At 72.5% G+C, this 24,684-nt stretch carries 26 protein-coding genes and 2 pseudogenes; 10 read left to right on the forward strand and 18 right to left on the reverse strand.

Annotation, left to right across the window (positions count from 1 at the left end; all coding sequences use genetic code 11):
• Positions 1–9: 9 nt before the first annotated feature.
• The gene (gene murQ, locus ABD299_RS01760; RefSeq protein ID WP_344258217.1) at positions 10–954 is read right to left on the reverse strand and encodes an N-acetylmuramic acid 6-phosphate etherase; all 945 of its coding nucleotides are present in this window, start codon (positions 952–954) and stop codon (positions 10–12) included.
• A 45-nt stretch (positions 955–999) separates the two neighbouring features.
• On the reverse strand, positions 1,000–1,944 hold the full coding sequence (locus ABD299_RS01765) for a MurR/RpiR family transcriptional regulator (RefSeq protein ID WP_344258219.1): 945 nt from the start codon (positions 1,942–1,944) through the stop codon (positions 1,000–1,002).
• A gap of 94 nt (positions 1,945–2,038) precedes the next feature.
• On the opposite strand from ABD299_RS01765, the gene ABD299_RS01770 reads away from it, so the two are divergent.
• Positions 2,039–2,407: a hypothetical protein gene (locus tag ABD299_RS01770; RefSeq protein WP_344258220.1), complete on the forward strand. Its 369-nt coding sequence runs from the start codon at positions 2,039–2,041 to the stop codon at positions 2,405–2,407.
• Positions 2,404–2,685, forward strand: a complete 282-nt coding sequence (locus ABD299_RS01775; protein ID WP_344258222.1) for a DUF4031 domain-containing protein — start codon at positions 2,404–2,406, stop codon at positions 2,683–2,685. Before ABD299_RS01770 ends, ABD299_RS01775 begins: the two co-directional genes overlap by 4 nt.
• A gap of 30 nt (positions 2,686–2,715) precedes the next feature.
• Here ABD299_RS01775 and ABD299_RS01780 read toward each other — a convergent pair whose 3' ends face one another.
• Positions 2,716–3,435, reverse strand: coding sequence for an HD domain-containing protein (locus ABD299_RS01780; protein WP_344258223.1), 720 nt, complete (start codon positions 3,433–3,435; stop codon positions 2,716–2,718).
• A gap of 136 nt (positions 3,436–3,571) precedes the next feature.
• On the opposite strand from ABD299_RS01780, the gene ABD299_RS01785 reads away from it, so the two are divergent.
• The gene (locus tag ABD299_RS01785) at positions 3,572–4,306 is read left to right on the forward strand and encodes a copper homeostasis protein CutC (protein WP_344258225.1); all 735 of its coding nucleotides are present in this window, start codon (positions 3,572–3,574) and stop codon (positions 4,304–4,306) included.
• A gap of 26 nt (positions 4,307–4,332) precedes the next feature.
• Here the strand turns inward: ABD299_RS01785 and ABD299_RS01790 are convergent, their stop codons facing one another.
• Together ABD299_RS01790 and ABD299_RS01795 are read right to left on the reverse strand one after the other, a co-directional pair.
• Entirely contained in the window at positions 4,333–4,902 is a 570-nt protein-coding gene (locus tag ABD299_RS01790) for a Rossmann-fold NAD(P)-binding domain-containing protein (RefSeq protein ID WP_344258226.1), read from the reverse strand.
• A gap of 248 nt (positions 4,903–5,150) precedes the next feature.
• Positions 5,151–7,295, reverse strand: a complete 2,145-nt coding sequence (locus tag ABD299_RS01795; RefSeq protein WP_425581230.1) for a HelD family protein — start codon at positions 7,293–7,295, stop codon at positions 5,151–5,153.
• Between the two features lie 261 nt (positions 7,296–7,556).
• Between ABD299_RS01795 and ABD299_RS01800 the strand changes: the two genes are divergently transcribed.
• Entirely contained in the window at positions 7,557–7,769 is a 213-nt protein-coding gene (locus ABD299_RS01800) for a hypothetical protein (RefSeq protein ID WP_344258227.1), read from the forward strand.
• Between the two features lie 8 nt (positions 7,770–7,777).
• Here ABD299_RS01800 and ABD299_RS01805 read toward each other — a convergent pair whose 3' ends face one another.
• Positions 7,778–9,478: a DNA repair helicase XPB gene (locus ABD299_RS01805; RefSeq protein ID WP_344258228.1), complete on the reverse strand. Its 1,701-nt coding sequence runs from the start codon at positions 9,476–9,478 to the stop codon at positions 7,778–7,780.
• Positions 9,479–9,903: 425 nt separating this feature from the next.
• Here ABD299_RS01805 and ABD299_RS01810 point away from each other — a divergent pair, with 425 nt between their 5' ends.
• Together ABD299_RS01810 and ABD299_RS01815 are read left to right on the forward strand one after the other, a co-directional pair.
• Complete coding sequence (locus ABD299_RS01810) at positions 9,904–10,251, forward strand: DUF6247 family protein (RefSeq protein ID WP_344258229.1); 348 nt, start codon at positions 9,904–9,906, stop codon at positions 10,249–10,251.
• A complete protein-coding gene (locus ABD299_RS01815; RefSeq protein WP_344258230.1) occupies positions 10,248–10,574 on the forward strand; it encodes a hypothetical protein in 327 nt (108 codons plus the stop codon). Before ABD299_RS01810 ends, ABD299_RS01815 begins: the two co-directional genes overlap by 4 nt.
• A 41-nt stretch (positions 10,575–10,615) precedes the next feature.
• On the opposite strand, the pseudogene ABD299_RS01820 reads toward ABD299_RS01815, so the two are convergent.
• From ABD299_RS01820 to ABD299_RS01830, 3 genes and pseudogenes are all read right to left on the reverse strand, one after another.
• Positions 10,616–11,131 (reverse strand): annotated as a pseudogene (locus ABD299_RS01820) (aminoglycoside phosphotransferase family protein); the annotation flags it as partial.
• 22 nt (positions 11,132–11,153) lie between these two features.
• Positions 11,154–11,987 (reverse strand): M23 family metallopeptidase, encoded by an 834-nt coding sequence (locus tag ABD299_RS01825; protein ID WP_344258232.1) that lies wholly within the window; start codon positions 11,985–11,987, stop codon positions 11,154–11,156.
• Between the two features lie 142 nt (positions 11,988–12,129).
• Positions 12,130–14,661: a helicase-associated domain-containing protein gene (locus ABD299_RS01830; protein WP_344258233.1), complete on the reverse strand. Its 2,532-nt coding sequence runs from the start codon at positions 14,659–14,661 to the stop codon at positions 12,130–12,132.
• 446 nt (positions 14,662–15,107) lie between these two features.
• On the opposite strand from ABD299_RS01830, the gene ABD299_RS01835 reads away from it, so the two are divergent.
• A complete protein-coding gene (locus tag ABD299_RS01835) occupies positions 15,108–15,479 on the forward strand; it encodes a type II toxin-antitoxin system RelE/ParE family toxin (RefSeq protein WP_344258234.1) in 372 nt (123 codons plus the stop codon).
• The gene (locus ABD299_RS01840; protein WP_344258235.1) at positions 15,476–15,805 is read left to right on the forward strand and encodes a helix-turn-helix domain-containing protein; all 330 of its coding nucleotides are present in this window, start codon (positions 15,476–15,478) and stop codon (positions 15,803–15,805) included. Before ABD299_RS01835 ends, ABD299_RS01840 begins: the two co-directional genes overlap by 4 nt.
• An 87-nt stretch (positions 15,806–15,892) precedes the next feature.
• Here ABD299_RS01840 and ABD299_RS01845 read toward each other — a convergent pair whose 3' ends face one another.
• Positions 15,893–16,372 carry a TetR family transcriptional regulator gene (locus ABD299_RS01845; protein ID WP_344258236.1) on the reverse strand — a complete coding sequence of 160 codons (480 nt, stop codon included), beginning with the start codon at positions 16,370–16,372 and terminating at the stop codon, positions 15,893–15,895.
• Between ABD299_RS01845 and ABD299_RS01850 the strand changes: the two are divergent.
• Positions 16,356–16,523: pseudogene (locus ABD299_RS01850) on the forward strand (DUF5701 family protein); the annotation flags it as partial. The gene ABD299_RS01845 and the pseudogene ABD299_RS01850 overlap by 17 nt on opposite strands.
• Positions 16,524–16,578: 55 nt before the next feature.
• On the opposite strand, the gene arsB reads toward ABD299_RS01850, so the two are convergent.
• Both arsB and ABD299_RS01860 read right to left on the reverse strand, forming a co-directional pair.
• The gene (gene arsB / locus ABD299_RS01855; protein WP_344258238.1) at positions 16,579–17,703 is read right to left on the reverse strand and encodes an ACR3 family arsenite efflux transporter; all 1,125 of its coding nucleotides are present in this window, start codon (positions 17,701–17,703) and stop codon (positions 16,579–16,581) included.
• The gene (locus ABD299_RS01860) at positions 17,700–18,014 is read right to left on the reverse strand and encodes an ArsR/SmtB family transcription factor (protein ID WP_344258240.1); all 315 of its coding nucleotides are present in this window, start codon (positions 18,012–18,014) and stop codon (positions 17,700–17,702) included. The genes arsB and ABD299_RS01860 overlap by 4 nt, the downstream gene beginning before the upstream one ends.
• Positions 18,015–18,107: 93 nt before the next feature.
• Between ABD299_RS01860 and ABD299_RS01865 the strand changes: the two genes are divergently transcribed.
• Positions 18,108–18,518, forward strand: coding sequence for an arsenate reductase ArsC (locus ABD299_RS01865; RefSeq protein ID WP_344258242.1), 411 nt, complete (start codon positions 18,108–18,110; stop codon positions 18,516–18,518).
• A 34-nt stretch (positions 18,519–18,552) separates the two neighbouring features.
• Here the strand turns inward: ABD299_RS01865 and pstB (ABD299_RS01870) are convergent, their stop codons facing one another.
• The 6 genes from pstB (ABD299_RS01870) to pstB (ABD299_RS01895) all read right to left on the reverse strand — a co-directional run bounded on the left by pstB (ABD299_RS01870) (position 18,553) and on the right by pstB (ABD299_RS01895) (position 24,531).
• Positions 18,553–19,488, reverse strand: a complete 936-nt coding sequence (gene pstB / locus ABD299_RS01870; RefSeq protein ID WP_344258243.1) for a phosphate ABC transporter ATP-binding protein PstB — start codon at positions 19,486–19,488, stop codon at positions 18,553–18,555.
• A gap of 14 nt (positions 19,489–19,502) precedes the next feature.
• Entirely contained in the window at positions 19,503–20,444 is a 942-nt protein-coding gene (pstA, locus tag ABD299_RS01875) for a phosphate ABC transporter permease PstA (RefSeq protein WP_344258244.1), read from the reverse strand.
• The gene (gene pstC, locus ABD299_RS01880; protein WP_344258245.1) at positions 20,441–21,448 is read right to left on the reverse strand and encodes a phosphate ABC transporter permease subunit PstC; all 1,008 of its coding nucleotides are present in this window, start codon (positions 21,446–21,448) and stop codon (positions 20,441–20,443) included. Before pstC ends, pstA begins: the two co-directional genes overlap by 4 nt.
• Positions 21,449–21,554: 106 nt before the next feature.
• On the reverse strand, positions 21,555–22,667 hold the full coding sequence (pstS, locus tag ABD299_RS01885; RefSeq protein WP_344258246.1) for a phosphate ABC transporter substrate-binding protein PstS: 1,113 nt from the start codon (positions 22,665–22,667) through the stop codon (positions 21,555–21,557).
• 273 nt (positions 22,668–22,940) lie between these two features.
• The gene (locus tag ABD299_RS01890) at positions 22,941–23,609 is read right to left on the reverse strand and encodes a response regulator transcription factor (protein WP_344258247.1); all 669 of its coding nucleotides are present in this window, start codon (positions 23,607–23,609) and stop codon (positions 22,941–22,943) included.
• 67 nt (positions 23,610–23,676) lie between these two features.
• Positions 23,677–24,531, reverse strand: a complete 855-nt coding sequence (gene pstB, locus ABD299_RS01895) for a phosphate ABC transporter ATP-binding protein PstB (RefSeq protein WP_344258249.1) — start codon at positions 24,529–24,531, stop codon at positions 23,677–23,679.
• Between the last annotated feature and the right edge of the window lie 153 nt (positions 24,532–24,684).

Raw genomic sequence — 24,684 nt, forward strand, 5'->3', positions numbered from 1 at the left:
GACCGCCGGTCACCCGCGGGCGGTGGTGAGGGCCGCGCGCAGGTGGCCGCGGGACTCCGTCAGCAGCCGGTCCGCGGTCTGCGGGTCCACCTCGCCCAGGATGGTGAGGATGGCGTTCTTCACCTCGCCGCCGGTGGCGTCCAGCGCCGCCTCGACGGCATCCGGCGGCGCGCCGGTGGCCAGCCTCACGATGCGCCGGGAGCGGGCCCGGAGCTTGTCGTTGGAGGCCCGCACGTCGACCATCAGATTGCCGTAGGTCTTGCCCAGCCGGATCATGCTGATCGTCGAGATCATGTTGAGCACCAGCTTCTGGGCGGTGCCCGCCTTCAGCCGGGTGGACCCCGCGATCAGCTCGGGCCCGGTGACCACCTCGATGCCGTGATCGGCGGCGGCCGCCAGCGGCGAACCGGCGTTGCAGGCCAGTCCGATGGTCAGCGCCCCGCGGCGGCGGGCGTGCTCCACCGCGCCGACCGCGTACGGGGTGCGGCCGGAGGCCGAGACGCCGACCACGACGTCGTCCCCCGTGACGCGCAGCCGCTCCAGATCGGCGGCGGCCAGCTCCTTGCTGTCCTCGGCGCCCTCCACCGCCGACACCAGTGCCGAGGGCCCGCCGGCGACCCGGCCCACCACGTCCTCCGGGCGGGTGTTGAACGTCGGTGGGCACTCGCTGGCGTCCAGGACGCCGAGCCGTCCGGCCGTGCCGGCGCCCTGGTAGATCAGCCGTCCGCCGCGCGCCATCCGCTCGGCCACGCCGTCGATCGCCGCCGCGATCCTCGGCAGCTGGGCGGCGACCGCGGTGGGAACCCCCGCGTCCTCGGTGTTCATCAGCCGGGCGATGTCGAGGGTCGGCAGCCGGTCGATCTCGGCGAGTTCGGGTCGGTAGGCCTCGGTGGTGAGATGGGCGAGCTGCTCCTGAAGAGGACCGTAAGGAGTGGAGGGCGGAGTGCTGGACATGACGGGAGCGGCTCTCTCCGGTTCGGGCGGGTGTCAGGGGGCGGGTCAGCGCTCGCGGGGGGAGTGGCGGTGGGCCAGTGCCTCGTAACTGGCGTGCAGGGCGGGCGCGGCGGTCTCGAAGGTGCGCTGCGCGACACCGATGAACAGGCAGTCGACGACGAGCAGCTGGCTGGTGCGGCTGGACATCGCCGCGGGCCGCAGCTCGCTCTCGCGGGCGGTGGAGGTGGTCAGCACGTGATCGGCGTACTGGGTCACCTCCCCGTCCGGCCGGCCGGTGACGGCCACCGTCGTCGCGCCGTGGTCGAAGGCCGCCTGGAGCGGCTCGATGACGTCCACGGTGCGGCCGGAGTGGGTGATGGCGATGGCCACATCGCCCGCCTGGAGCTGGACCGCGGTCGTGACGGCCAGGTGCGGGTCGGCGTGCGCGTGGGCCACCAGGCCGATCCGCAGCAGCTTCTGCGCCAGGTCCTGGGCGACCAGGGAGGAGGCGCCGATGCCGTAGACGTCGATGCGGCGGGCCGTGGCCACCGCGTCGACGGTGGCCTCCAGCTGGCCCAGGTCCAGGGCCTGCGCGGTGTCGGTGAGCGTCTGCCGCTCGTCCTGGGCGAGCTTGGCCACCACCTCGCTGATCGGGTCGTCGACGGATATGTCGGCGGTGACGGCGGGCGCGGCACCGGACGCCTGCTGGGCCGCCAGCCCGGCGAGCGCGAGCCGCAGGTCCCGGTAGCCGGGGTACCCCAGCAGCCGGGCGGTGCGCACGACGGTGGCCTCGCTGGTGCCGGTCCGCTCGGCCAGCCCCGTGACGGTCAGGGCGGCGCAGCCCGCCGGGTCCTGGGCCACCGTCTCGGCCACGCGCTGCATCGAGCGGGTCATGGAGGGGGCCATGGTGCGCACCTTGGCGGCGAGCGCACCCGGCTCGGGGGGCGCCGGCCGGGGCGCGACGGGCGCGGGGCGCAGACGGCCTCCGCGCCGGACGAAATTTTCCTTCATAGCGTTCCTCACAGCTGGAAGGTATTTTCCACGGCTCTTCCCGTCAAGGTATCGGGCACGCCCGGTGGTGCCCGGGTTCTGGTCCAATGGAGGTATGGAAGAGCGCTCCCCGGAAGAGGCCGTCGGCCTGGGCAGGGCGGCGGTGCTGGCCGACCTGGCCGCGGAGTCGAAGGCCGGGCCGGAGGAGGTCTCCGTGCTGGAGGACGCCGTCGCCCACCGTCGCTGGTGGTCGGGTCAGTGGCCGCAGGGTGCCGCCTTCGTGCCCGGTCTGATCGCCCAGGACGTGCAGGACGCCCTGCTGGACCGGGGTGTCCGGTGGCCGGGCTGCGAGCTGTGCGAGGACACCGAGGAGCACACCCTGGGTGTGGAACCGGAGCTGGGGGCCGATCCGCACTGGGTCTGCGATGTCACGGGTCGCACCGTGGCGCCGCTCGGAGGGCTGGGAGGGGTGCGCGGCGCGTGACCGTGTACATCGACCCGCCGATGTGGCCGGGGCACGGCCGGCTGTGGTCCCATCTGATCAGCGACCGCTCCTACGGGGAACTGCACGCCTTCGCCGCCGGCCTGGGCTGCCCGCCGGGGGCCTTCGACGGCGACCACTACGACGTTCCCGCCGAGCGTCACGCCGAGGCTCTGCGCAGGGGCGCGGTACCGGCGGACACCAGGACCCTCGTGTGTCGCCTGCACGCGGCCGGGCTGCGCCGCCGCAAGCGGCCCGGCGGCCCGGGCGGTCGCGCCTGAGAGCGGTCGGGGTGCCCCGCCGGTACGCCGTCAGGTCCCGGTCAGCAGGTCCAGTTCGCCGGCGACGTTGTAGCGGGCGGTGGCCTCCCAGTGCTCCCGGCCGTGGGGGGTGCGGTAGAGGGCGGGCCGTTCGAGCAGCCGCCTCAGCACCGCCGCCCGGCCCTCCCGGAAGGCGTCCTGGGGCACGAAGCCGTACTCCCGGCGTACCGCCGCCGCGTAGGCCGCGTAGGCGGACGGAGGGCCCGCCAGGACGGCGAGATCGGCGTCGCACAGAGTCTCGCCGCTGGTGTCGCCGGGGGCGGGGTCGTGTCCCGCGGTGAGCCGGACCAGCCGGGCCGTCTCCGCGCGGCACGGCTCGGGGACGCCCGCCTCCGCCAGCAGCCGCTCGGCGAGATGGGCGCTGTTCTCCTCGTTCCGGGAGCCGGACGGGTCGTGGACCGCGTCGTGGAACCAGGCGGCGAGTTCCACCGCCACCGGGTCCAGCGGCACCGCGGCCAGTTCGTCGAGCCGGGCGAGCACCGCGCTGAGGTGCTCGGTGGTGTGGTAGTGGCGGTGCGGCTCTGCCCAGCGGTCGAGCAGTTCCCTGCCGACGGCCTCGGCGTCGGCCCGGCTGCCGTCGTGGGCTCGTTCCAGCAGGCCGGTGAAGCGGCGCAGCAGCGCGCCCGGGTCCGGCGGCGGGCCTGCGGGGGAGGGCGGGCGCAGGGCGGCGGGGTCGTGGGCGGGCGCGGTGGACGGCTCCGGTTCCGGCATGTCCCCATTGTGACGCCGGGGGTCACCCGGATGCGGGAGTCCGAGCCGTCGTGGAGCGTCGCCGGGGCGTCTGCCCTCCGGTTCCCGCTGGTCCGGACCTTCCCTCGGTGCGTGGGGGTGTGACAGGCTTCGCGATATGTCTAGACCACTTCTTGAGGTGATCGCTCTCAGCGGCGAGGACGCCGTCGCCGCGCGGGACGGAGGGGCGGACCGCCTCGAACTGGTGGCCGACATGGCCGCCGACGGGCTGACCCCGGCCCGGGAGACGTTCGCCCGGGTGCGGGCCGCCGTGGACCTGCCGCTGCGCGTCATGCTGCGTGCCGCGGCCGGCTTCGCGGCCGGCGGGCCGGCCGCGCTGGAGGACCTGTGCGCGGCCGCGCGAGGGCTGCGCGCCGAGGGGGCCGAGGAGTTCGTGCTGGGATTCCTCGACGAGTCCGGCCGCCCGGACCTGCCGGCCGTCACCGCACTGACCGGCGCGGTTCCCGGCTGCCGGTGGACGTTCCACCGGGCCATCGACCGCGCCGCCGACCGCGACGGGCTGCGCAAACAGCTCGACGGCGTGAGCGGACTGGACACCTACCTCACCGCGGGCTCCCCGCACGGGGTGGACGACGGACTCGTGGTGCTGGCCGCCGAGGCGGCCCGCGCGGCGGCCCGCGACCCCGGCTACGCCCCGCGGATCATGGCGGGCGGCGGCCTGCGCCTGGAGCATGTGGCACCCTTGCGGGCCGCGGGCATCGACGGCTTCCACATCGGCGGCGCGGCCCGCCCGGCGGGCTGGGCCGGACCGGTCGACGAGGCATCGGTCCGGCTGTGGCGCGACGCGCTGGACGCGCCGGTGCCGGGGACCCCGCTGACGGCGACCGCCTGACCGGCGGGGCCGGCTGCCGGGGCGGGTCAGGGATGTTCGTGCCAGGGGTTGACCCGGCCGACGACGCGCATCTCCTCGGGGGAGTCCAGGGTGTCCAGCACCCCCTGGCAGATCTCTCCGTCGGTGAGCCAGCGGGTGCCCGCGGGGCCGTCGGTGAACCCGAGAACCGCTCGGCGGTAGGTCACCTCCGGCCGGTCGAAGGGCTCCGGCCGACGCGGCTGCAGCTCGCGCGGGTCGCGCGTCCCGCTGCCGAGCACGTCCACGACGAGCGCGCGGTCCGCCAGCCGGGGCGACACCTCCTCCTGGACGCTCTCCCGGTGCGCCGTGCGGACCCACAGCACGGCCACGCCGTACGGTCCCCACTGCTGGACGGCGCTGTCCAGCCCCGTCCGCAGCGACTCGCGCAGCGCGTAGTGCGCCTGCACCGGGGTCACCGCTCCGGGACCCGGCGCGGCCGCGGCCACCTGCTGCAGCCGGGTCGCGTCCCGGGCCACCACCGTCGTGGAATGGCCGCGTGCGGTCAGCTCGTGCACCAGGCCGGAGAGCATGCCGGTGCCGCCCACCACCAGCGCGGGAGATGCCGTCTGGGAAGTCATGCTCCCAGCCTAGGGCGGAAGCTGCCGGACCGTCACGAACAGGACGATCCGCCCGCGGTGGTGCGGGCGGCCGGACACGTGCCATGTGTCCCGGCCGCCCGTTCGTCCTCCCGGACCTGTCAACGGAGGAGCCGCCGGTGACCCGGCGGTGGAGCTGCCGGAAGCAATCTGCTCACCCGGGCCCGCTCTACACCTCGGCCACACCCGTCCGGGTGACACCGGTCCGCCGAAACGGCGCGATCCGGCCGTTATCCACGGCTCGCGGACGGTGAGTCCAGCTCTGCGGGGAGAGACTCCGCGTGCACGACGGTCAGGCCGGAGACGGCCCGGGTCAGCGCCACGTACAGGCGCCGCAGCCCGGTACGCCGGTCCGGCTCCCCGGCGACCACCGCGGCCGGCTCCTCCAGCACCACCCAGTCGTACTCCAGGCCCTTCGCCAGCGACGCCGGCACCAGCGTCAGCCGGCACCGCGCGGAGGTCTCCTCGCCCGGGGCCAGCCAGTCCAGGCCCGCCGCCCCCAGCGCCCCGGCCAGCACGGGAACCCGCTCGTCCGCCGCGATCAGCCCCGTCGATCCCTCCCTCCCCAGCGCTTCCCGGCAGGCCGCCGCCACCTCGCCGCCCAGTCCGGCGCCGGGAACCCGCCGCACCCGCAGCGACCCGGCCGCCTCCCGGACCGACCCGGCCGGGGACAGGCCGGGAGCGATGGCCGGAAGCAGCCGGGAGGCGTAGTCGATCACCTCGCGCGGCACCCGGAACCCGGTGGTCAGCTCCTCCACCACCGCGTCCGGCTTCCCCAGATGGGACAGGGCCGCCTCCCAGCTCCGCGCGGCCCACGGAGTGGTTCCCTGCGCGAGGTCCCCGAGCACCGTCGCCGAACCGGTGCCGCAGCGCCGGCCCACGGCCCGGTACTGCATCGGGGAGAGATCCTGCGCCTCGTCCAGCACCACGTGCCCCAGCGAACCGGTCCGCTCCACCAGATCCCGGGCCTCGTCGATCAGCACCGCGTCCGCCGCCGACCACCGGGCCGACTTCACCCCGCGCGGGGGGCGCTCCCAGAGCACCGCGCGCTGCTCCTCCGGCGTCAGCAGACCCTCGGCGTGCTCCGCCAGGAAGGCGGCGTCCGACAGCAGCCGCAGCACCAGCTTCACCGGGTCCACCTGCGGCCAGATCTCCTTCACGGCCGCCTTCACCGGCGCGCTGCGGGCCACCGCCGCCTGCACCCGGTCGTCCGGAGCCTCGCCGGAACGCTCCATGCGCACCAGCACCGCGTGCGCGATCCGCTGCGGCAGGGCCTCCCGCGCGGCGCCGTAGCGGATGTCCCGGGCCAGCAGCTCCCGGACGGTCTCCGCGATCTCATGGGCCGGGATCCGCCACCTGCGGGAGCCGCGCACGACCGTCACACCCTCCTCAGGTCCTTCCGGCACGCGCACCCCCGACCGCAGCGCCCGGCGCAGCACCCGGGCCATCCGGGCGTCGCCCTTGACCGTGGCCGCCGCCGGGGAGTCGGTGCCCCGCACCTCGACATGGGCCACCAGCTCGCCGACGGTGGCCTGCTTCACCTCCAGCTCACCCAGCGCCGGCAGCACCTGCTCGATGTAGCGCAGGAAGGACCGGTTGGGGCCGACGACCAGAGTGCCGCTGCGGGCCAGCCGCTCGCGGTGCGCGTACAGCAGATACGCCACCCGGTGCAGCCCGACCGCGGTCTTCCCGGTGCCCGGCGCGCCCTGCACGCACACCGTGCCCGCCAGCCCGGCGCGCACGATCTCGTCCTGCTCGGGCTGGATGGTCGCCACGATGTCCCGCATGGGGCCGACGCGCGGCCGCTCGATCTCCCGCCGGAGCAGGGCGCTGACGCGTTCCTCCTCGCCGGGATCGGACAGCCGCTCGTCCTCGTAGGCGGTCAGCTCCCCGCCGTCGTAGCCGAAACGCCGGCGCAGCACGACGCCTAGCGGGTCCTTCTTCGAGGCGCGGTAGAACGGCTGGGAGACCGGCGCGCGCCAGTCGATCACCATCGGATCGCCGCCGGCGTCGTGGACGTGCCGCCGGCCGATGTAGAAGCGGGTGCCGTACTCCCCGTCGCCGTCGACCGGGCGCGCGAAGTCGAGCCGGCCGAAGAACAGCGGGGTGCCGGACAGATCGGCCAGCGAGGCGATGCGCCTGCGCACATCGGCGCGCAGCGTCTCGGCGGTGACCCAGTTGGCCGCCGCGTCCGAGAGGTCCAGCGCCTCCGCGTCGGCCCGCATGGCCCGCAGCGCGGCGCGGGAGGCCGCCAGGTGGGCGCGTTCCGCGGCGAGCGGGCCGGAGTCCGGGGGCGCGAGGGCCGTCGGGCCGTCGGCGGGCGCTCCGGGCGCCGGACGGGCGGGGTCGTCGGAGGAGCGGGCAGGGGCGGACACGGGTTGCCTCCGGGCGGGGTGCGCAGCTGCGGTCACGGAAGGAACCCGGCCGGTTTCCGAGCGGCCGGGGCCTCCCGGGCGGTCAGGGCCGGAGGGGAGGCGGGCAGACGGGAGACCCTAGGGCAGCGGGCACGCCGGTGCAAACGGTTTTCCGCGCCCTCGTGCGGGCCCTCCCCCGCCCTCCGCCTCTCGGGCGGAAATCCACCGGATTCTGCCTTCGGGGCGATTCCGGAAGCCGCAGGTGAGAGGCACCCTGGAAGTATGAGTGCCACGATGTCCCCCCACGCGGGAGGAGTCGGCGCACCCGGTGCCACGGCGCTGGGGGCCACCCCCGCGCGAGACGCCCGCGACCACCGCGGACACCTGCTCGGCGACGGCCTGCGCGCCGTCCGGGTCTACACCCGGGCGGCCTTCGAAGTGGTCGTCCTGGGGCAGGTCGAGGAGAAGGGAGTCGTTCACGTACGGCGGCGCTGAGAGGCGCCTCAGACCTCGTCCAGCTCGTCGTCCGCGCTGCCCTCCACCGGGAGGCCGTGCGCCGGGCCGCCGGGAGCCGTCAGCTCACTGGCGTCCATGATCCGGTAGGCGTAGCCCTGCTCGGCGAGGAACCGCTGCCGGTGCGCGGCGAACTCCTGGTCGACGGTGTCGCGGGCGACCACCGAGTAGAAGCGCGCCTCGTGGCCGTCCGCCTTCGGCCGCAGCACCCGCCCCAGCCGCTGCGCCTCCTCCTGCCGGGAAGCGAAGGTGCCCGAGACCTGTACGGCGACCGTCGCCTCCGGCAGGTCCACCGAGAAGTTGGCCACCTTGGACACCACCAGCACCTGGATCTCTCCGGTGCGGAAGGCCTGGAACAGCTTCTCGCGCTGCGCGTTGGTCGTGTCGCCCTTGATCACCGGCGCGTTCAGCTGCTCGCCCAGCTCGTCCAGCTGGTCGATGTACTGGCCGATGACCAGGGTCTGCTGGCCGGCGTGCATCCGCACCAGGGTCTCGGTGACCCGCCGCTTGGAGTCGGTGGTCGCGCAGAAGCGGTACTTCTCGTCCGTCTCGGCGGTCGCGTACGCCAGCCGCTCGGAGTCGGTGAGATCGACCCGGACCTCCACGCAGTCCGCCGGGGCGATGTACCCCTGGGCCTCGATCTCCTTCCAGGGCGCGTCGAACCGCTTGGGGCCGATCAGGGAGAAGACGTCGGATTCCCGGCCGTCCTCGCGGACCAGCGTCGCGGTCAGCCCGAGCCGCCGCCGGGCCTGCAGGTCGGCGGTGAACTTGAAGACCGGAGCGGGCAGCAGGTGCACCTCGTCGTAGATGATGAGACCCCAGTCGCGGGAGTCGAACAGCTCCAGGTGCGGATAGACGCCCTTGCGCCGGGTGGTCAGCACCTGGTAGGTCGCGATGGTGACCGGGCGGATCTCCTTGCGGGCACCGCTGTACTCGCCGATCTCGTCCTCGGTGAGGGAGGTGCGCCGCACCAGCTCGGCCTTCCACTGCCGGGCCGAGACGGTGTTGGTGACCAGGATCAGCGTGGTCGACTTCGCCGTCGCCATGGCGCCCGCGCCCACCAGCGTCTTGCCGGCGCCGCACGGCAGCACGACGACCCCGGAGCCGCCGTGCCAGAAGCTCTCGACGGCGTGCCGCTGGTAGGGCCGCAGCTGCCAGTCCCGCTCCTCCAGCTCGATCGGGTGCGCCTCGCCGTCCACATAGCCGGCCAGGTCCTCCGCGGGCCAGCCCAGCTTCAGCAGCACCTGCTTGATCTGTCCGCGCTCCGAGGGGTGCACGGCGACGCTGTCGTCGTCCAGCCGCGCCCCGACCAGCGGCCGCACCTTCTTCGACCGCAGGATCTCCTCCAGCACCGGCCGGTCGGTGCTGGTCAGCACCAGGCCGTGGGCGGGGTGCTTGGTCAGCGTGAGCCTGCCGTAGCGGGCCATCGTCTCGGCGATGTCGACCAGCAGCGCCTGCGGCACCGGGTACCGGGAGTGCGTCACCAGGGCGTCCACGACCTGCTCCGCGTCGTGACCGGCGGCCCGCGCGTTCCACAGGGCCAGCGGCGTCACCCGGTAGGTGTGGATGTGCTCGGGGGCCCGCTCCAGCTCGGCGAACGGCGCGATGGCGCGTCGGCACGCGTCGGCCTGCTCATGATCGACTTCCAGCAGCAGAGTCTTGTCGCTCTGCACGATGAGCGGACCGTTCACGCGATTCTCCTCCAGTGGGCAGGTGGCCAAGATTCCAGTGTCCACCATCGCGCCCCGGATGCGGCCAGCCGCGTACGACCGCCTCACCGCCGTCCCGAAAGCGGTCGCATCCGTGGCTTCACCCAGGAGGGTTTGTGTGCAGCGAGGTGTTGACGGCCAGGAGACATGCCGGCAGAGGGTCCTATCGTCGTTTTCTGCCGAGACAGCCCACGAGGCGACATCTTCGGTGGCGAGAAGGAGGTCGGTTGTCGCGGCCGGTCCGGGGGCCGGCATCGCGGGCCGTTCCCCGGGGGCGCCCGCATGACCCGGGCGCCGCATACCGGGCCCTATGCCGACAACCGGTGTCGAACGGCTCACCCGGGTCACCGAGGCGGGCTATCGTCATGGGCGAGTGCGCCGAAGCAGCACGAAGGAGTATCCAGGTCATGACCGCACACGCCGCAGAACCCACGCCGACCGTTCCGCCCATGCCCGAACGGACCCCGAAGGCGCTGCGTGCAGCCATCGCCCAGCACACCCCCCACCTCCTTCCCGACTTCGACGAGCACTGGCGTTGGGCCGTCGCCGACGCGTATGACATCAGCACAGTGCCGGCGTTCATGGCGCGCTGGTGGGGTGAGTTCGCAGTCGCCCGGGATCCGAAGCTCGACGCGCACATGGCCGACCTCCACGACCGTGCGGAGGAGTCCACCGACCTCACCGAGGCCAAGGCGCTTCTGGAGGAAGCGTCCCACATCCGGCACGAGGTCCAGCGGCTGGAACCCGGCCAGTGACCGACGACGGCTTCATGGGGCCACCCTGGCAGATGGACTGGACACTCAAGTCCCAGGCTGTCCGCGATCAGCTTCCGGAGCACGTGTGGAAGCTGATCGACGCTGTACGTGCCGAACTGGTCACGGCGAAGGATCCCTACTTCCGAGGAACCGACGGCGATGCGGACATTCCCGCGGGCATGAAGGTCCAGCCGGTGCGGTCCGACCTTCCCAAGGGCAGTCGTGTCCTCCTGTTCGACCATGGACATGGCTGGCTGCGGTACACCTTCATTCCGCGCACCGAGGATCCGCAGATCGTCGTGGAGGAGATCTTCTGGCAATGACCCGCTGAACCTCCCACGCCCCCGCCCTCCGGCCCGACGGATTACCCGTTGCGGGTGAGCAGGGCGGTGGCGATGGCTGCCGGGACGGGGTCCAGGGAGGTCCGGCCGGAGCGGGTGCTCCACAGGGCTTCCTGCAGGACGCGTGCCAGGGTCCAGCACCGGGCCCGCTCCCGGTCCAGGCCCGCCGCCTCGGTCAGCACGTCGAAGCGGCGCAGCACCGCGCGGCGCACGTCGCCGGTGGCGGCGACCTCGGCGAAGCGGTTGCGCAGGCCGGGCAGCAGTTCGAAGCAGGGGTCGCCGACGAGCGGTTTGGGGTCGATGGCCAGCCAGGGCTCGCGTCCCGGCCTTGCGCCGGGACGGGGGGCGAGGACGTTCTCGTAGTGCAGGTCCCAGTGCAGCAGCCGGTCGCCCGGCTCGGCGGCGACCTCGCGGAGAGCCGCCGCGCACTCGGTGACGGTCCGGCGGTCCTCCGGCCGCCGCAAGCGCCGGACGGCCGCGGGGGCCTCCCGCAGCATCGCCGCGGCGCTGTCCTCCAGCCGCCGCGGGCCGGGACGAGGGCCGGGCCGGGCGGACGGGGTGTCAGCAGTTGGGAATCACGGTGCCGTTGTTGTCACGGGCCTCGTCGTTGCCCCACCTGCTCAGGTAGTAGGCCGGCACATAGGCGTTGCGGCCGTTGCCGCCGGGGTAGGTGAGGTCGAGGTCGGTGCGCAGCCACCAGTGGTTGTACCCGTAGGTCCCCGAGTACCGCTCGCCCCACACCTTGCAGTAGACGTAGTGGGTTCCCGCGTACAGCAGGCCCTGGGCGTTCCTGGCGGCCGCGCCGGAGTAGCCCTCGGTCTGCGCGAAGGTGTCCACCCAGTACCGGTTGCCGCCGCCGGAGCAGCCGTTGTCACTGGTCAGGTGGCGCTGCCCGTAGGAGGAGGGGTAGGGCAGGGTCTGACCGTTGATCCGGATGGTCTGCCCCACACCGTTGAGCAGCTGCTCGTAGTGGATGTGGGCTCCGGAGGAGTTCCCGGTGGAACCGGTGGTGCCGATCTGCTGTCCCTGGGAGACGTGCTGGCCGTTGGCCACGGAGAAGGCCGCCAGGTGGAAGTAGTACGTCCGCCAGCCGCCGCCGTGGTCGATGATGATGTAGTTGCCGGCGCCGCCGGCCTGGTAGTGGCGGGTGGCGGTGCCGGCGGCGGAGGCGAGCACCGGCGAGCCGGCGGTGGTGCCGCCGTCGGAGCGGATGAAGTCCAGCGCGCGCCGGACCTCGGCGGAGTGGTGGCTGTACGTCCATGTCTGGCCGCAGGCGAACGGCGCCTTGAAGACGGGTGCCTGGGCGGTGACGTCGTCGGCCTGCGCGGCGGACGGCATGAGCAGTCCGGCCAGCAGCGCGCCGAGCGCGAGCAGGGTGAGGCGGATGGATCGCATCGTGGGGACCTCCGGGGTCGGCGGGGGATTCCTGCCGCGCCGGGCCATACCCCCCGCGCCGGTGCCGCACGCCGCCGGGCGCCGTCCGTCATTGGTCCCGTCCACCCCAACAGGGCGGAACAGGGGTGAAGTCGCGCTCCTGTCAGCCCGCCCGGCGGGCTTCCTGGGCGCCGCTCGCCGGGGCTTCCCCGGGGAGCAGCACCGCGCCGGTGATCCGGTGCAGCGGGTAGGTGCGCACCTCTTCCGCGGTGTGGTCGAAGGAGGTGACGAAGCCGCCCTCCACCCGGACCGGTTCGAGGACGCGTCCGGCGGCGACCCCGTCGGCGCCGACGTAGCCGATGCGGACCAGTGCCCCGCCGCGGGCGGCCGAGCGCAGCGCGGCGAGGGTCTCGTCCGCGGGAGTCCGCGGGACCTCGCGCCTGCCGTCGGCCGGGTCGGTCACCCGTGCGGCGGGGCGGGCGGTGCCCGTCGCGTGATCGCCGGTGCGGATGGCGCGGACCGCCGCCGCGAGCAGCGTGTCGTCCGCCGTGGGCGGGGAGTCCGGTGCGGGCTCCGGCGCGCGGCGCGGCGGGGTGCGGTGCGCGGTGTGCCGGACGGTGACCACCCCGCCCTCGGCCGATTCGGCCGCCGGGGCGAAACCGAGTTCCCGCAGCTGCTCCAGCAGTGTTCCGGGAGCGGCGGTGGTGACCAGCACGGTGGGGGCGATCCGGCGCAGCCGCAGGGATTCGGAACGGCGGTCGGCCAGCAGCTGTTCGATCAGCGACTCGTCGTCGCAGCGCAGATAGGCGGAGGCCGCGCCGACCCGCAGGTGGCCGTGCCGGCGCGCGGTGTCGTCGACGAGGTAGCTCAGCGGCTGCGGCACCGGGGTGCGGGACCGTTCGGCGAGGAACGCGTGCAGCCGCGGGGCGCTCCAGCCGGAGTCCAGGGCGCGGCGCACCGAGTCGGGGGAGAAGCGGTAGACGGTGGCGGCCCCGCGGGACTCGATGTCGGCGATCGTGCTCAGGTCATGGGCGAGGTCCCGCTCCAGCGGGCCGGGCGCGACGGCGGTCAGGTCGGCCTGGAGGAGGAAGTGGTCCAGTGGCCGCGGCAGCAGGACGGCCAGCCGGGCGACGGCCGCCTCCACCGCCGCGGTCGTCTCGGGGCCGGTCGGCTCGGGCAGCGGGGTGTCGGTGGCCGAGCCCGTCCGGGCCGCTTCGGCGGCCTCCGGGTCGCCGGGCTCCGGCGCGGGAGGGCGCACCAGCGGGCGGCTGTAGGAGGCGAGTGCGCCGCGGCCGGTGACCCCCAGCCGCTCGGCCTCCGCCAGCGTCGCCTCGCACAGCAGTCTGCGCAGCTCGGCGGGCATCCGGCGGGGCTGCTCCCAGGTGAGCCGCTCGCGGACCGCGGCCGGTTCGGGTGCGGTGCCCGCCGGCGCCTCGGCCAGCAGCCGGAGCACGCCGCGGCGCAGTTCGGCCGCCGGGCCGCGGTCCAGGCCGGGGCCGAGGGCGGCCAGCGCCCGGCCCTTGCTGTCCCGGCCGCCGGCCAGCCCGGGAACCCGGGTGCTGGTCAGCCATCCCGCGATCAGGCGTCCCCAGCGGGTCTCCGGGGATCCCTCCAGCCAGCTGTCGTAGGCGGGGGTGGGCGCGTAGCGTTCGTTCGCCTCGCCGTCGGCGGCCACCAGCCCGGCGGCGTAGGCCAGCTCGATCCAGAACACCGCTTCGGGCTCGGGGAGGTCCAGCGCCACCGCGGTGCGCTTCTGGTCCCGCACGCCGAGTCCGCCGGCCCGCAGCACGGGCGGGCCCTCCCTCCCCCAGGTGTTCAGCAGTTCCTCGACGACGGCGAGGGCGGCGTGGGCCTGGCCTGCCGCCGCGGCGTCCACGCCGTGCGGGTCGTGGCTCGCCTGGGCGGTGAGCTCCGGCGGGAGCGGGCGCGGCGTGCGGTGGGCGCGGCCGCCGCGCAGGTGCAGGGCGACCTCCCGGGGCAGCGCCACCGTGCCGGGGGACACCGGGATGAGGAGCCCGCGGTCCAGCAGCCAGCGCAGGTGGGGGGCGGGCCGCGCCGAGATCTCCCCGTAAGGCGGCCCCCACTTCAGGCGTTCCAGCACCGCGAGGGCCGGCTCCGGGGCGGCGTCGAGCAGGCGCGTCATCCGCTCGGTGTCCCCGACCAGCGAGGCCAGGGCGGCCAGTGCGCTGACCGAGTCGGGTGTGGAGCGCAGACCGGCGGCGGTCAGCAGCTCCTGGATGCGGCGCGGCGACATGCCGGAGGCGGCCTCGGCCAGGGTGGGGCCCAGCCCGGTGGAGCTGGGGCGCTGGGCCGTGGGCGCCAGCAGTTCCTGGACGGTGCGCACCAGCCGCAGCTGCCCCGGCCCGCCCCACACCAGGGCCCGGGTCCGCAGGGTGTCCACGGCGCGCGGCACCCGCTCCTCGGCTCCGGGCAGCAGCCCGGCGAGCGTCTCGTAGGGGCAGGGCTGCGGGGCGACCGCCAGTGCCTCGGCGACCTGCAGGGTGAAGGTGTCCAGGTGCTCCAGCGCGCGCAGCACCGATACCCGGGTGGCCGCCCGGGTGGCGAGCTGCGACAGATCGCCGGGAAGCGGCGAGAGCAGGTCGGGGCGGGCCCGCAGCAGCTCGGCCAGCGCGTCGTCACCGGCGGCGCGCAGCGCGTCGGCGAGGGTCCGGGGGCTTCCGGCCGAAGTCGTCATCCGTTTCACCGTACCGGCACGCACCCCTCACGGCCATGAACCGGCGAGGCCGGGCCGGTCCGGCGGGGGGCCGGCAGCGGGACGGTTCATGATTGTTTTCAGCATGATCCAGCGCGGAACCCCGGGCGTTCACGCCCGGGAGGAAGCGCTTCTCAAGATACGGGTGACCTGCACGGGCGCACGGGTCTGCACTGGCTGGTAGGGGAGGGGGAACAGCGCGGGCAGGCCGGCAGACGGGGACACCACGGCGACGCGGTCTCCGGGGCGGGGCTTCGGACGAGTGGCAGGGGCCGTCATGCGGTGAACATAGGGCCGCACCGGGGGCGGGACACGAGTCGCTTTCCGGGCGCCCGCCGAACCGGGGTGACACCCCGGCTTTCGCTCGTTCAGGCGAACCTTCCGTGCTCTGTGGCCTGCGGGTATAAGCTTGGGCTTACGGTGAGCAAGTGTGGAAGATCATTCTGTTGGAGCCCGTGGACAAATGGTTCCTCGGACTGTGCGAGGCGGACGAGAAGACGGCCAACTTGATCAGTGATGCCCTGGATCACTTGGCTGCCGAAGGCCCTTCTCTGGGAAGACCAATAGTGGATCGAGTGCACGGGAGCCAGTTGCACAATCTCAAGGAGCTACGCCCGTCTTCCCGTGGAACGAGCGAGGTTCGCATGCTGTTCGTCTTCGATCCCGACCGAGCGGCGATCGTCCTGGTGGCTGGTGACAAAGCCGGGCGATGGTCCCAGTGGTACGCGGAGAATGTGCCTGTGGCTGAACGGCGATACCGGGCCTACCGGCAAGCAGTCGAGGAAGGAGAGGGACGATGACCGGTCGATCGTGGGACGAGGTGCGGGAAGAGGCGTTCGAGCGGCAGCCGTGGCTGGCATCCGAGGAGGCTGCCGACGAGCGGGCCGCCGTACGCATCGCGAATACCGCCCGGATCCGAGGTCACGAACTTGCTCAGTTGCGGAAGGCGGCGGGTCTCACGCAGGCCGAGGTCGCGTCGGTCCTGAAGGTGAGTCAGGCGAGGGTGTCGCAGATCGAGCATGGTCGCATCGACAGTCTGGAGATGCTGGGCGCGTATGCCGCTGCGCTGGGGGCACGCATGTCGGTGGTGGTGAGTCGCGACGATGTGTCCGTGCGGGTCGCGTAGGTCTTCCGGGGAGGGGGCGGCCGTCGGGGCGGGGATGAGCCCGTCGCGGTAGCGGGACGGCCCGGGGTGTTGCGGCCGGCTCTCCGGTCAGGGGCGGGGGCCCAGGGCGGGGGTGAGGAGTGCGAAGGCGTGGTGCGCGGCGTCGGTGACGGCTGCGGCGATGGTGGCGTCGCTCTGGCCGGCGAGGGTGCGGCGGAACGTCTCGTCGAAGAGGGCGCGGTGGGCGGCGGCGATCAGGGCGGCGGCCGCGCGGGGGCGGAAGTCGTCCGGGCTGCTCGTTCCGGTTGTTCCGGCTTCCTCGGCCAGTGCCGCGGCCAGGGTGCGCTCGCGGTCCCCGTGGAACTCCCGCAGCCGGGCCAGCAGGGCGGGGCTGCCGGCGATCATGCGGGCGAAGGGCGGACCGCAGAAGCCGATCACCGGGTCGTGGCGGGCCACCGAGGCCAGGAAGGCCTCGCGCAGGGCGTCCAGTGCGCTGCGGCCGGGAGGGCGGCCGCGGACGGTCCGGGCGAGCCCTTCGGTGTACTCCCGGCCCAGGTCCAGGGCCAGGTCCTCCTTGGCGAAGAACACGTGCTTCTCGCTGGGGGCCTCGCGGTGCGGGGACCGGCGGGTCCCCGCGCTGTGGGTCAGCCGGCGCGCCCCCAAGCTCGGCTGGTGCTGGGCGGGCAATCCGCACACCTGGCTGGGCATGGCCTCGGCGGCGGAGCGCTCGGCGGCGTGAGCGCGCCCGGCTCCCGCGGCGGCCGGTGCGGGCCGCGGGAGCCGGGCGGAGCGCGTCAGCGCTCCGGGTGGACGGTGGTGAGCCGGCCGGGGCCGAAGCGACGGCGCCAGGCAAGCGAGACGTAGACCAGCGCGACCAGCACCGGCACCTCGATCAGCGGGCCGACCACGCCGGACAGGGCCTGCCCGGAGGTGACGCCGAAGGCACCGATGGCCACCGCGATGGCCAGCTCGAAGTTGTTGCCGGCGGCGGTGAAGGCGAGGGTGGTGGTGCGGTCGTAGGCAAGGCCGATGGCCTTGCCCAGCGCGAAGGTGCCGAACCACATGATCACGAAGTAGGCCAGCAGCGGCAGCGCGATGCGGGCCACGTCCAGCGGCTGGTTGGTGATCGTCTCGCCCTGGAGGGCGAACAGCAGCACGATGGTGAACAGCAGCCCGTACAGTGCCCAGGGGCCGATCCGCGGCAGGAACCGCGACTCGTAGCGCTCCCGGCCCATCGACCGTTCGCCGAAACGGCGGGTGAGGTAGCCGGCCAGCAGCGGGATGCCGAGGAAGATGACGACGTTGACCGCGATCTTCCCCATCGAGACGTCCAGGTGATCGCCTTCGCCCAGGCCCAGCCAGCCGGGCAGCAGGTCGAGGTAGAACCAGCCCAGCAGCCCGAAGGCCACCACCTGGAAGACGGAGTTCAGCGCGACCAGCACGGCGGCGGCCTCGCGGTCGCCGCGGGCCAGGTCGTTCCAGATGATCACCATGGCGATGCAGCGGGCGAGACCGACGATGATCAGGCCGGTGCGGTACTCGGGCAGGTCCGCGAGGAAGATCCAGGCCAGGGCGAACATCACCGCCGGGCCGAGCAGCCAGTTGATCACCAGCGAGCTGATCAGCAGCCTGCGGTCGCCGGTGACCGTGTCGAGGCGGTCGTAGCGGACCTTGGCCAGCACCGGGTACATCATGACGAGCAGGCCGAGGGCGATGGGCAGCGAGATGCCGCCCACCTCCATCGCGGCCAGCGCCGAGTCCAGCCCCGGCACCAGGCGGCCCAGGCCCAGGCCCACGGCCATCGCGGCCAGGATCCACACGGCCAGGAAGCGGTCGAGGGTGGAGAGCTTCGCGATGACGTTCGTCTCGGCGGGGTCCGGCGCCCTGCCGGAGGACGGCGCGGGGGCGGTGCTGGTCACGGGCAGGACCTCTTCGTGTCGGTGGCGGCGGTGTTCCGGGCGGTGGCGGCCAGGGCCGCGAAGGAGCCGGCGAGTGTTTCCAGGACCTCCGGGCGCAGCCGGTAGTAGGTGAAACGGCCGCACGGCTCGGTCTCGACCACACCCGCCTCGCGGAGCACCCGCAGGTGGTTGGAGAGATTGGTCTGCCGCGCTCCGGTCTCGTCCACCAGGTGGGTGGTGCACAGGGTCTCGTGGGCGAGCAGGGTGACGATGCGGAGTCTGAGCGGGTCGGAGAGAACCCGCATCAGATCAGTGTCGACTGACGTCAGCATGTGCTGATACTGTCACATCAGTCCCGGCTGATGCCAGGCCGGGGCGGGGACGCCCACCACCGTCCCCGCCGCCCGTCGCGAAGGAAGACACCGATGCCCTCCAGCCCCGCCGCCTCCGTGCTGTTCGTCTGCGTCCACAACGCCGGGCGCTCGCAGATGGCCGCCGGCTTCCTCGGCCACCTCGCCGGGGACCGGGTCGAGGTCCGCTCCGCGGGCTCGATGCCCGCGGACCAGGTCAACCCGGCCGCGGTCGAGGCGATGAAGGAGGCCGGCATCGACATCTCGGCGCAGCACCCCAAGGTGCTCACCACCGACGCCGTGCGGGCCTCCGACTACGTCATCACCATGGGCTGCGGCGACGCCTGCCCGGTCTTCCCCGGCAAGCGCTACCTCGACTGGCAGCTCGACGACCCGGCCGGCCAGGGCGTCGAGGCGGTCCGGCCGATCCGCGACGAGATCGAGCGCCGGGTGCGCGCCCTGATCGCCGAGATCGACGCCCGGTGACGGGAGGGGTGAGGCGACGGGACGGGCGAGGGGATCAGCCGAAACGGCCGCTGATGTAGTCCTCGGTGCGGCGGCTGGAGGGGTTGTTGAAGATCCTCTCGGTCCGGTCGAACTCGATCAGCTCGCCGGTGCGCATGCCCTTCTCGTCGTCGATGTTGACGCTGAAGAACGCCGTCATGTCGGAGACCCGCGCGGCCTGCTGCATGTTGTGCGTCACGATCACGATGCTGTAGGTGCTCTTCAGCTCCTGGATCAGGTCCTCGATCTTGAGCGTCGCGATCGGGTCCAGGGCCGAGCAGGGCTCGTCCATCAGCAGCACGTCCGGCTCGACCGCGACCGCCCGGGCGATGCACAGCCGCTGCTGCTGGCCGCCGGAGAGCGCCAGGCCGCTGTCACCGAGCTTGTCCTTGACCTCGTTCCACAGGCCCACCCGGGTCAAGGACTCCTCGACGAGCCGGTCCAGGTCGCCTCCGAAGCCGTTGAGCCGGGGCCCGAAGGCCACGTTGTCGTAGATGGACTGCGGGAACGGATTGGGGCGCTGGAAGACCATGCCGATCCGCCGGCGGACCTCGACGGCGTCGACCTCCGGGGCGTAGAGGTCCTCGCCGTTGTAGATCAGCCGCCCGGTCACGGTGGCGTCCATCAGGTCGTTCATCCGGTTCAGGCAGCGCAACAGGGTGGACTTGCCGCATCCGCTGGGCCCGATGAACGCGGTCACCCGGTTGCGCGGAACCCGCATGCTGATGCCCTTGACGGCGGTGAAGGCGCCGTAGTGGACGGCGATGTCCTCGATCTCGAACACCGCGTCGCCGACCGGTTCGCTCCCTCCGGCGCGCTCCGGAGCGGACTCGTCCTGGGCCGGCGGGGGCGCGGGGCGTTCTTCCGCCGCCGGCGAGTCGGCGGTGTCCGGGGCCGCGGTGTCCGGGACGGGCTCGGCAACGGCCGGCTGCTCGGATATCCGGGTCGTCATGGTCCCTCCAGGGATTACTTGAGCTTGTTGGCCTTGGAACCGACCCAGCGGGCCGCGATCACCAGCAGCAGGACGAAGAGGAACAGACACAGCGCTCCGCCCCAGGCCCGCTCGATGCCGGCCTGGAACTGCTGGGTGGCGCCGCGGTGGATCTGCAGCGGAACGGCACCCTGGGCGCCCTCGAAGTAGCTGGTGACCAGGTACTGCGAGCCCAGAGCGGTCAGGATCAGTGGAGCCGTCTCACCGATGCCACGGGCGACGGCCAGCATCGAACCGGTGGTCAGGCCGGGTGCGGCGGCGGGCAGCACCGTGGTGAGGATCGTCCGGGACTTGCTCGCCCCGAGCGCGTAGCCGGCGTTGCGCCACTCGTCGGGCACCAGCTTGAGCATCTCCTCGGAGGAGCGGGTGACGATCGGGAGCATGATGATCGCGATGGCCACCGAGGCGGCGAAGGCGCTGAAGCCCAGGCGGAAGACGGCGGTGCTGGAGATCAGCAGGCCGTAGACGAAGAGACCGACGAAGATCGAGGGAATGCCGGTCATGACGTCGGTGAAGAAGCGGATGAAGGTGGACAGCCGCCCGCCGCCGTATTCCACCAGGTAGACCGCGGTGGCCAGGCCCAGCGGAAGGGCCATCACGATCGCCCCGGCCATGATGTACGCGCTGCCGACGAAACCGGCCCGGTAGCCGCCGTCGCGCCGGTAGGTCGGTTCGTCGGTGGTGAAGAAGTCGAGGTTCACCACCGCGGCGCCCTCGCTCGCCACCTGGAAGATGATCAGCACCAGCGGGACGATGGCGATGCCCATGGTGAGGGTCAGCACGGCCATGGCGACCCGGCTCTTGGCGGCCCGGAAACGGGCGTTCGGCAGCTGGGTGCGCAGGCTGCGGTGGCCGGTCGGGGTCAGCTGCTCCCCACCGGCCTGCTCGCGCTCGGTGATCTCCTGGGTGGCACTCATACGGCGGCATCCCCCGCGACTCGGCCGATCCGCCAGACCAGCAGACGGGCACAGACATTGACGAGCATGGTGACGAGGAACAGCGCCACACCGATGGCCATGAGGCCCTTGACCGCCTCGGGGGAGGCGTCCTTGAAGGTGGCGGCGATGTGCGCGGCCATCGAGTCGCCGCCCCTGAGCAGGCTGCCGTCCCAGTTCTTGGTGCTGCCGATCAGCATCATCACGGCGATGGTCTCGCCGATCGCGCGGCCGAGACCGAGCATGGTGGCGCCCACGATCCCGGAGAAGCTGGAGGGCAGGATGACCTTCCGCATCACCTCGTAGCGGGTGGCGCCCAGGGCGTAGGCGGCGTGCTGCTGATCAGCCGGGTGAACGGCGATGACCTCACGGACGATCGCGGTGATGATGGGCAGGATCATGATGCCCAGGACGATGCCGGCGGCCAGGTAACCGGGCCCGAACACCGGGCCGGCGAAGGGCCGCCAGCCCAGTATCGAGAGCCAGCCCAACGACGCCTCCAGCCATTCGAAGAACGGCCGCAGGACGTTGGGGATCAGCCAGAAGAAGCCCCACATGCCGAAGATGATGCTGGGCACGGCGGCCAGCATCTCGACGGTGTAGGACAGCGGATTGCGCAGCCGCTTCGGCGCCAGCTGGTTGATGTAGAAGGCGATCCCGAGGGCCAGCGGCAGGGCGATGACGATGGCGATGGCCGCGGTGACCAGGGTGCCGTAGATGAACGGCCACGCCCCGTACACACCGGTGAGCTCGCCCTCACCACGCGTGGAGCCGGAGACCCAGCGGTCACCGGTCAGGAAACCGAAGAAGCCCTCGTGCCGGAAGATCGGCCAGGCCTCGGTGGTGGTCCGCACGACCATCGCGGCCAGGATGATGAAGACGCTGGTGCCGGCGAGGGTGACGAACCAGCGGAACGCCGGGTCGGCGACGCGTTTGCGGTGGCGGGACCGCAGGCTGGGCTGCTGGTCCGTGACAGTGGCCGGCATCGATTCTGGCTCCTGATCGTGTGACGGCATGGGCAAGGGCCGCCCTCCGGCGCTCCGGGGGCGGTGCCGGGGCGGGCCGTGAGGCGGCCCGCCCCGGACGGAGGGCTCAGCCCTCGTTGTTGGTGCGCTCGATCTGCTCCAGGACGCGCTCCTTGAGGTCCGGGCCCAGCGGGGCGTAGCCCAGCTCGGTGGCCAGCTCGTCGGCCTCGTCCGAGCTCATCGCCCAGGTCCAGAAGTCCTTCAGGATCTCCGCGGTGTTGTCCTCGTAGCCGCAGGCGTAGGTGAAGATCCAGTTGGTGCCGGAGATCGGGTAGCCGTCACCGCCGATGCCGTCGATGGTGAACTGGAAGTTCTCCGGGATCTCGGCCTCCTCGGAGGCGGCCGTGGTGGCCTCCAGAGTCGGCTCGACGGCGTTGCCGTCGGAGTTCACCACGTGCGCCGTGGCCATGCCGAGCTCCAGCGCGTAGGACTGGTTGACGTAGCCCAGGCCGCCGGGGTTCTGCGCGATGTTCTGCGAGACGCCCTCGTTGCCGTCGCCGCCGAGGGTGCCCTCGGCCCACTCGATCTCCTTGCCCTCGCCGTACTTCTCGGCCCAGGCCGGCACCTCGGTGTTGAGGTAGTGGCTGAAGACGAAGGTGGTGCCCGAGCCGTCGGAGCGGTGCACCGGCAGGATCTCCTGGTCGGGGAGGTCCATGTCGGGGTTGAGCTCCCGCAGCTCGTCGTCGCTGTAGTTGGTGATCTCGCGGTCGTAGATCTTCGCGATGGCCTCGGAGGTGAGAACCATGCCGTCGAGGGCCGGGTCGTTGAAGGCGATCACGACGGACCCGAAGACCACCGGGAACTGCACGGCCTCACAGCCGCGGCCGTCGGAGGCGATACCCAGTTCCTCGTCGTCGAGGTACTCCTCGGAGGAGCCGAAGTCGACGGTCTCGCCCAGGAACTGCTCCACGCCGCCGCCGGAGCCGATGCTCTGGTAGTTGATGGTGACGCCCGGCTGGACGTTCTCGCTGTACTCCGCGATCCACTCCTGGAACAGCGGGTTCGGGAAGGTGGCACCGGCACCGGTCAGCGAACCGGACAGCGTGGTGCCGTCCCCGGCGTCGCCGCCGCCGTTGCCCTTGCCGTCGTCGTTGCCGTTGTCGTCGCTCCCACAGGCCGAGACGAGGGCGAGGGCGGACACCGCGGCTATCGCGGCGGTCTTGGCGCGCCAGTTGCGCATGGCCATTGCTCCTTTTGAACGCCAGCCGGACGGCTGGTTCTCCGTGATGTGACTGCGTCATGGAGAACGTAGAAGGGCCCGGAGAAGGAGCGAGGGCCAGAAGGTGAACAGCAAGATAGGTCCCGCCGAACCGGCAGTTTCACAAAAAGAGTTGGAATCGTTAAGGTGCGTCCCCTTGCCCGACCGGCATGCGAGGGATCGTACGGGGCCATGAAATGACCCGGGGCCCGGCGGTGTTCACCGGGCCCCGGCCCTTTCCGGGCGAGGGACACGTCACTTCTGCGGGGGCACCAGGCGATAGCCCACGCCGCGCACCGTCTGGATGATCTCCGGGTGGTGCGGGTCGTCGCCCAGCCGTTCACGCAGCCGGCGGATGTGAACGGTGATGGTGTTGGAGCGGCGCGCCCCGTCACCCCACAGCTCCGAGCGGATGCGGTCCCTGGTGATCACCTTCTCGGCGTGCCGCATCAGCAGGTGCAGCAGCTGGAACTCGCGCAGCGGCAGACGCGCCGTCGGAATGCCGTGCATCCGCACCTCGTAGGTGCTCGGATCCAGCGTCAGCGGCCCGCAGACCAGAGGCTGTTCCCAGCCGCGGTGCCCACGGTCGGCCAGGCTCAGGAGCTGGGCGACCTCCCGCGGACGGTACGGCCGGGCCACGCAGGCACTGGCCCCGGCGGCCAGCGCCGGGCCCACCTGGTCCGCGTCGTCGGGGCCGACACCGAGGACGACCGGGACGGACATCCGCCGGCGGACCAGCCGCAGCACGGTGGCGCCGTCGAGAACGGGCAGCTCCGCGGAGACCAGCAGCACATCGGGATGGCGCAGCCCCGCTTCCAGCAGGGCGACCGCGCCGTCCGGACAGTGCACGACGGACACCTGGTACTTGGCCAGCTGGGCGGTCAGCCCCTGACGGATGCGCTCGTCCGCCTCGGCCAGCAGCACGACCGGATTCGTACCCAGCGGAATTCTGACATCCGAAGGGCCCGAATCGTCCGAGGGATCCATTCCGTCAGCCGAAGCGGCCGGAAATGTAGTCCTCGGTGCGCCGGTCGGCGGGACGGTTGAAGATCTGCTCGGTCGCGTCGTACTCAACCAGGCGCCCATGGCGCTCTCCCTCGCTGTCGGTGTCGGCGGTGAAGAACGCGGTCCGGTGGGAAACCCGCGCGGCCTGCTGCATGTTGTGCGTGACGATGACGATGGTGAATTCATTCGCCAGCTTCATCATCAGGTCCTCGATCCTGGCCGTGGCGATCGGATCGAGAGCCGAGCACGGTTCGTCCATGAGAACGACATCGGGCCTGACCGCGATGGCACGGGCGATGCACAGACGCTGCTGCTGACCACCGGAGAGCGCGAGCCCGCTGCTCTTCAGCTTGTCCTTGACCTCGTCCCACAGAGCGGCACCGGTCAGTGCCTCCTCGACCCGGTCGTCCAGTGCGGATCCGCGCAGCCGGGCGTTGCCGCCGGTGTCGAAGCGCAGTCCGTAGGCGACGTTGTCGTAGATCGACTTGGGGAACGGGTTGGGCTTCTGGAAGACCATCCCGATGCGGCGGCGGACCTCGGTGGGGTCGATGTCCGGCGCGTAGAGGTTCTGGCCGCGGTAGCCGACCCGGCCGGAGACCCGCGCGCCCGGGACGAGGTCGTTCATCCGGTTGAGGCAGCGCAGGACCGTCGACTTGCCGCATCCGGACGGGCCGATCATGGCGGTGATCTCGCGCTCGTGGATGTCCATGGAGACGTCCCGCACGGCCCGGTGGCCGCCGTAGGCCACCTCCAGCCCGTCCAGGGAGAAGACCACCGGGCGGGGGACCGAGGCGTCCTCGATGTGCCGGGTCGCCACGTGGGTTCTGAGATCTGTTGCCATCGGTTCGGCTCCCTGGGGGCATGGTGTTCGGTGTCCGGCAGGGACGTTCACCATGTAACGAGCTGTGGGTAGCGGGTTGCACGGCGTTCGGTGAACCCGTGATGAACAAAGGCGTTCCCCCAGGTGCCCCCGCCGGGGCCGAGGGCGGCGGGG

Origin of the sequence: Streptomyces sodiiphilus (assembly GCF_039529215.1) — a bacterium.
Classification (GTDB): Bacteria; Actinomycetota; Actinomycetes; order Streptomycetales; family Streptomycetaceae; genus Streptomyces; species Streptomyces sodiiphilus.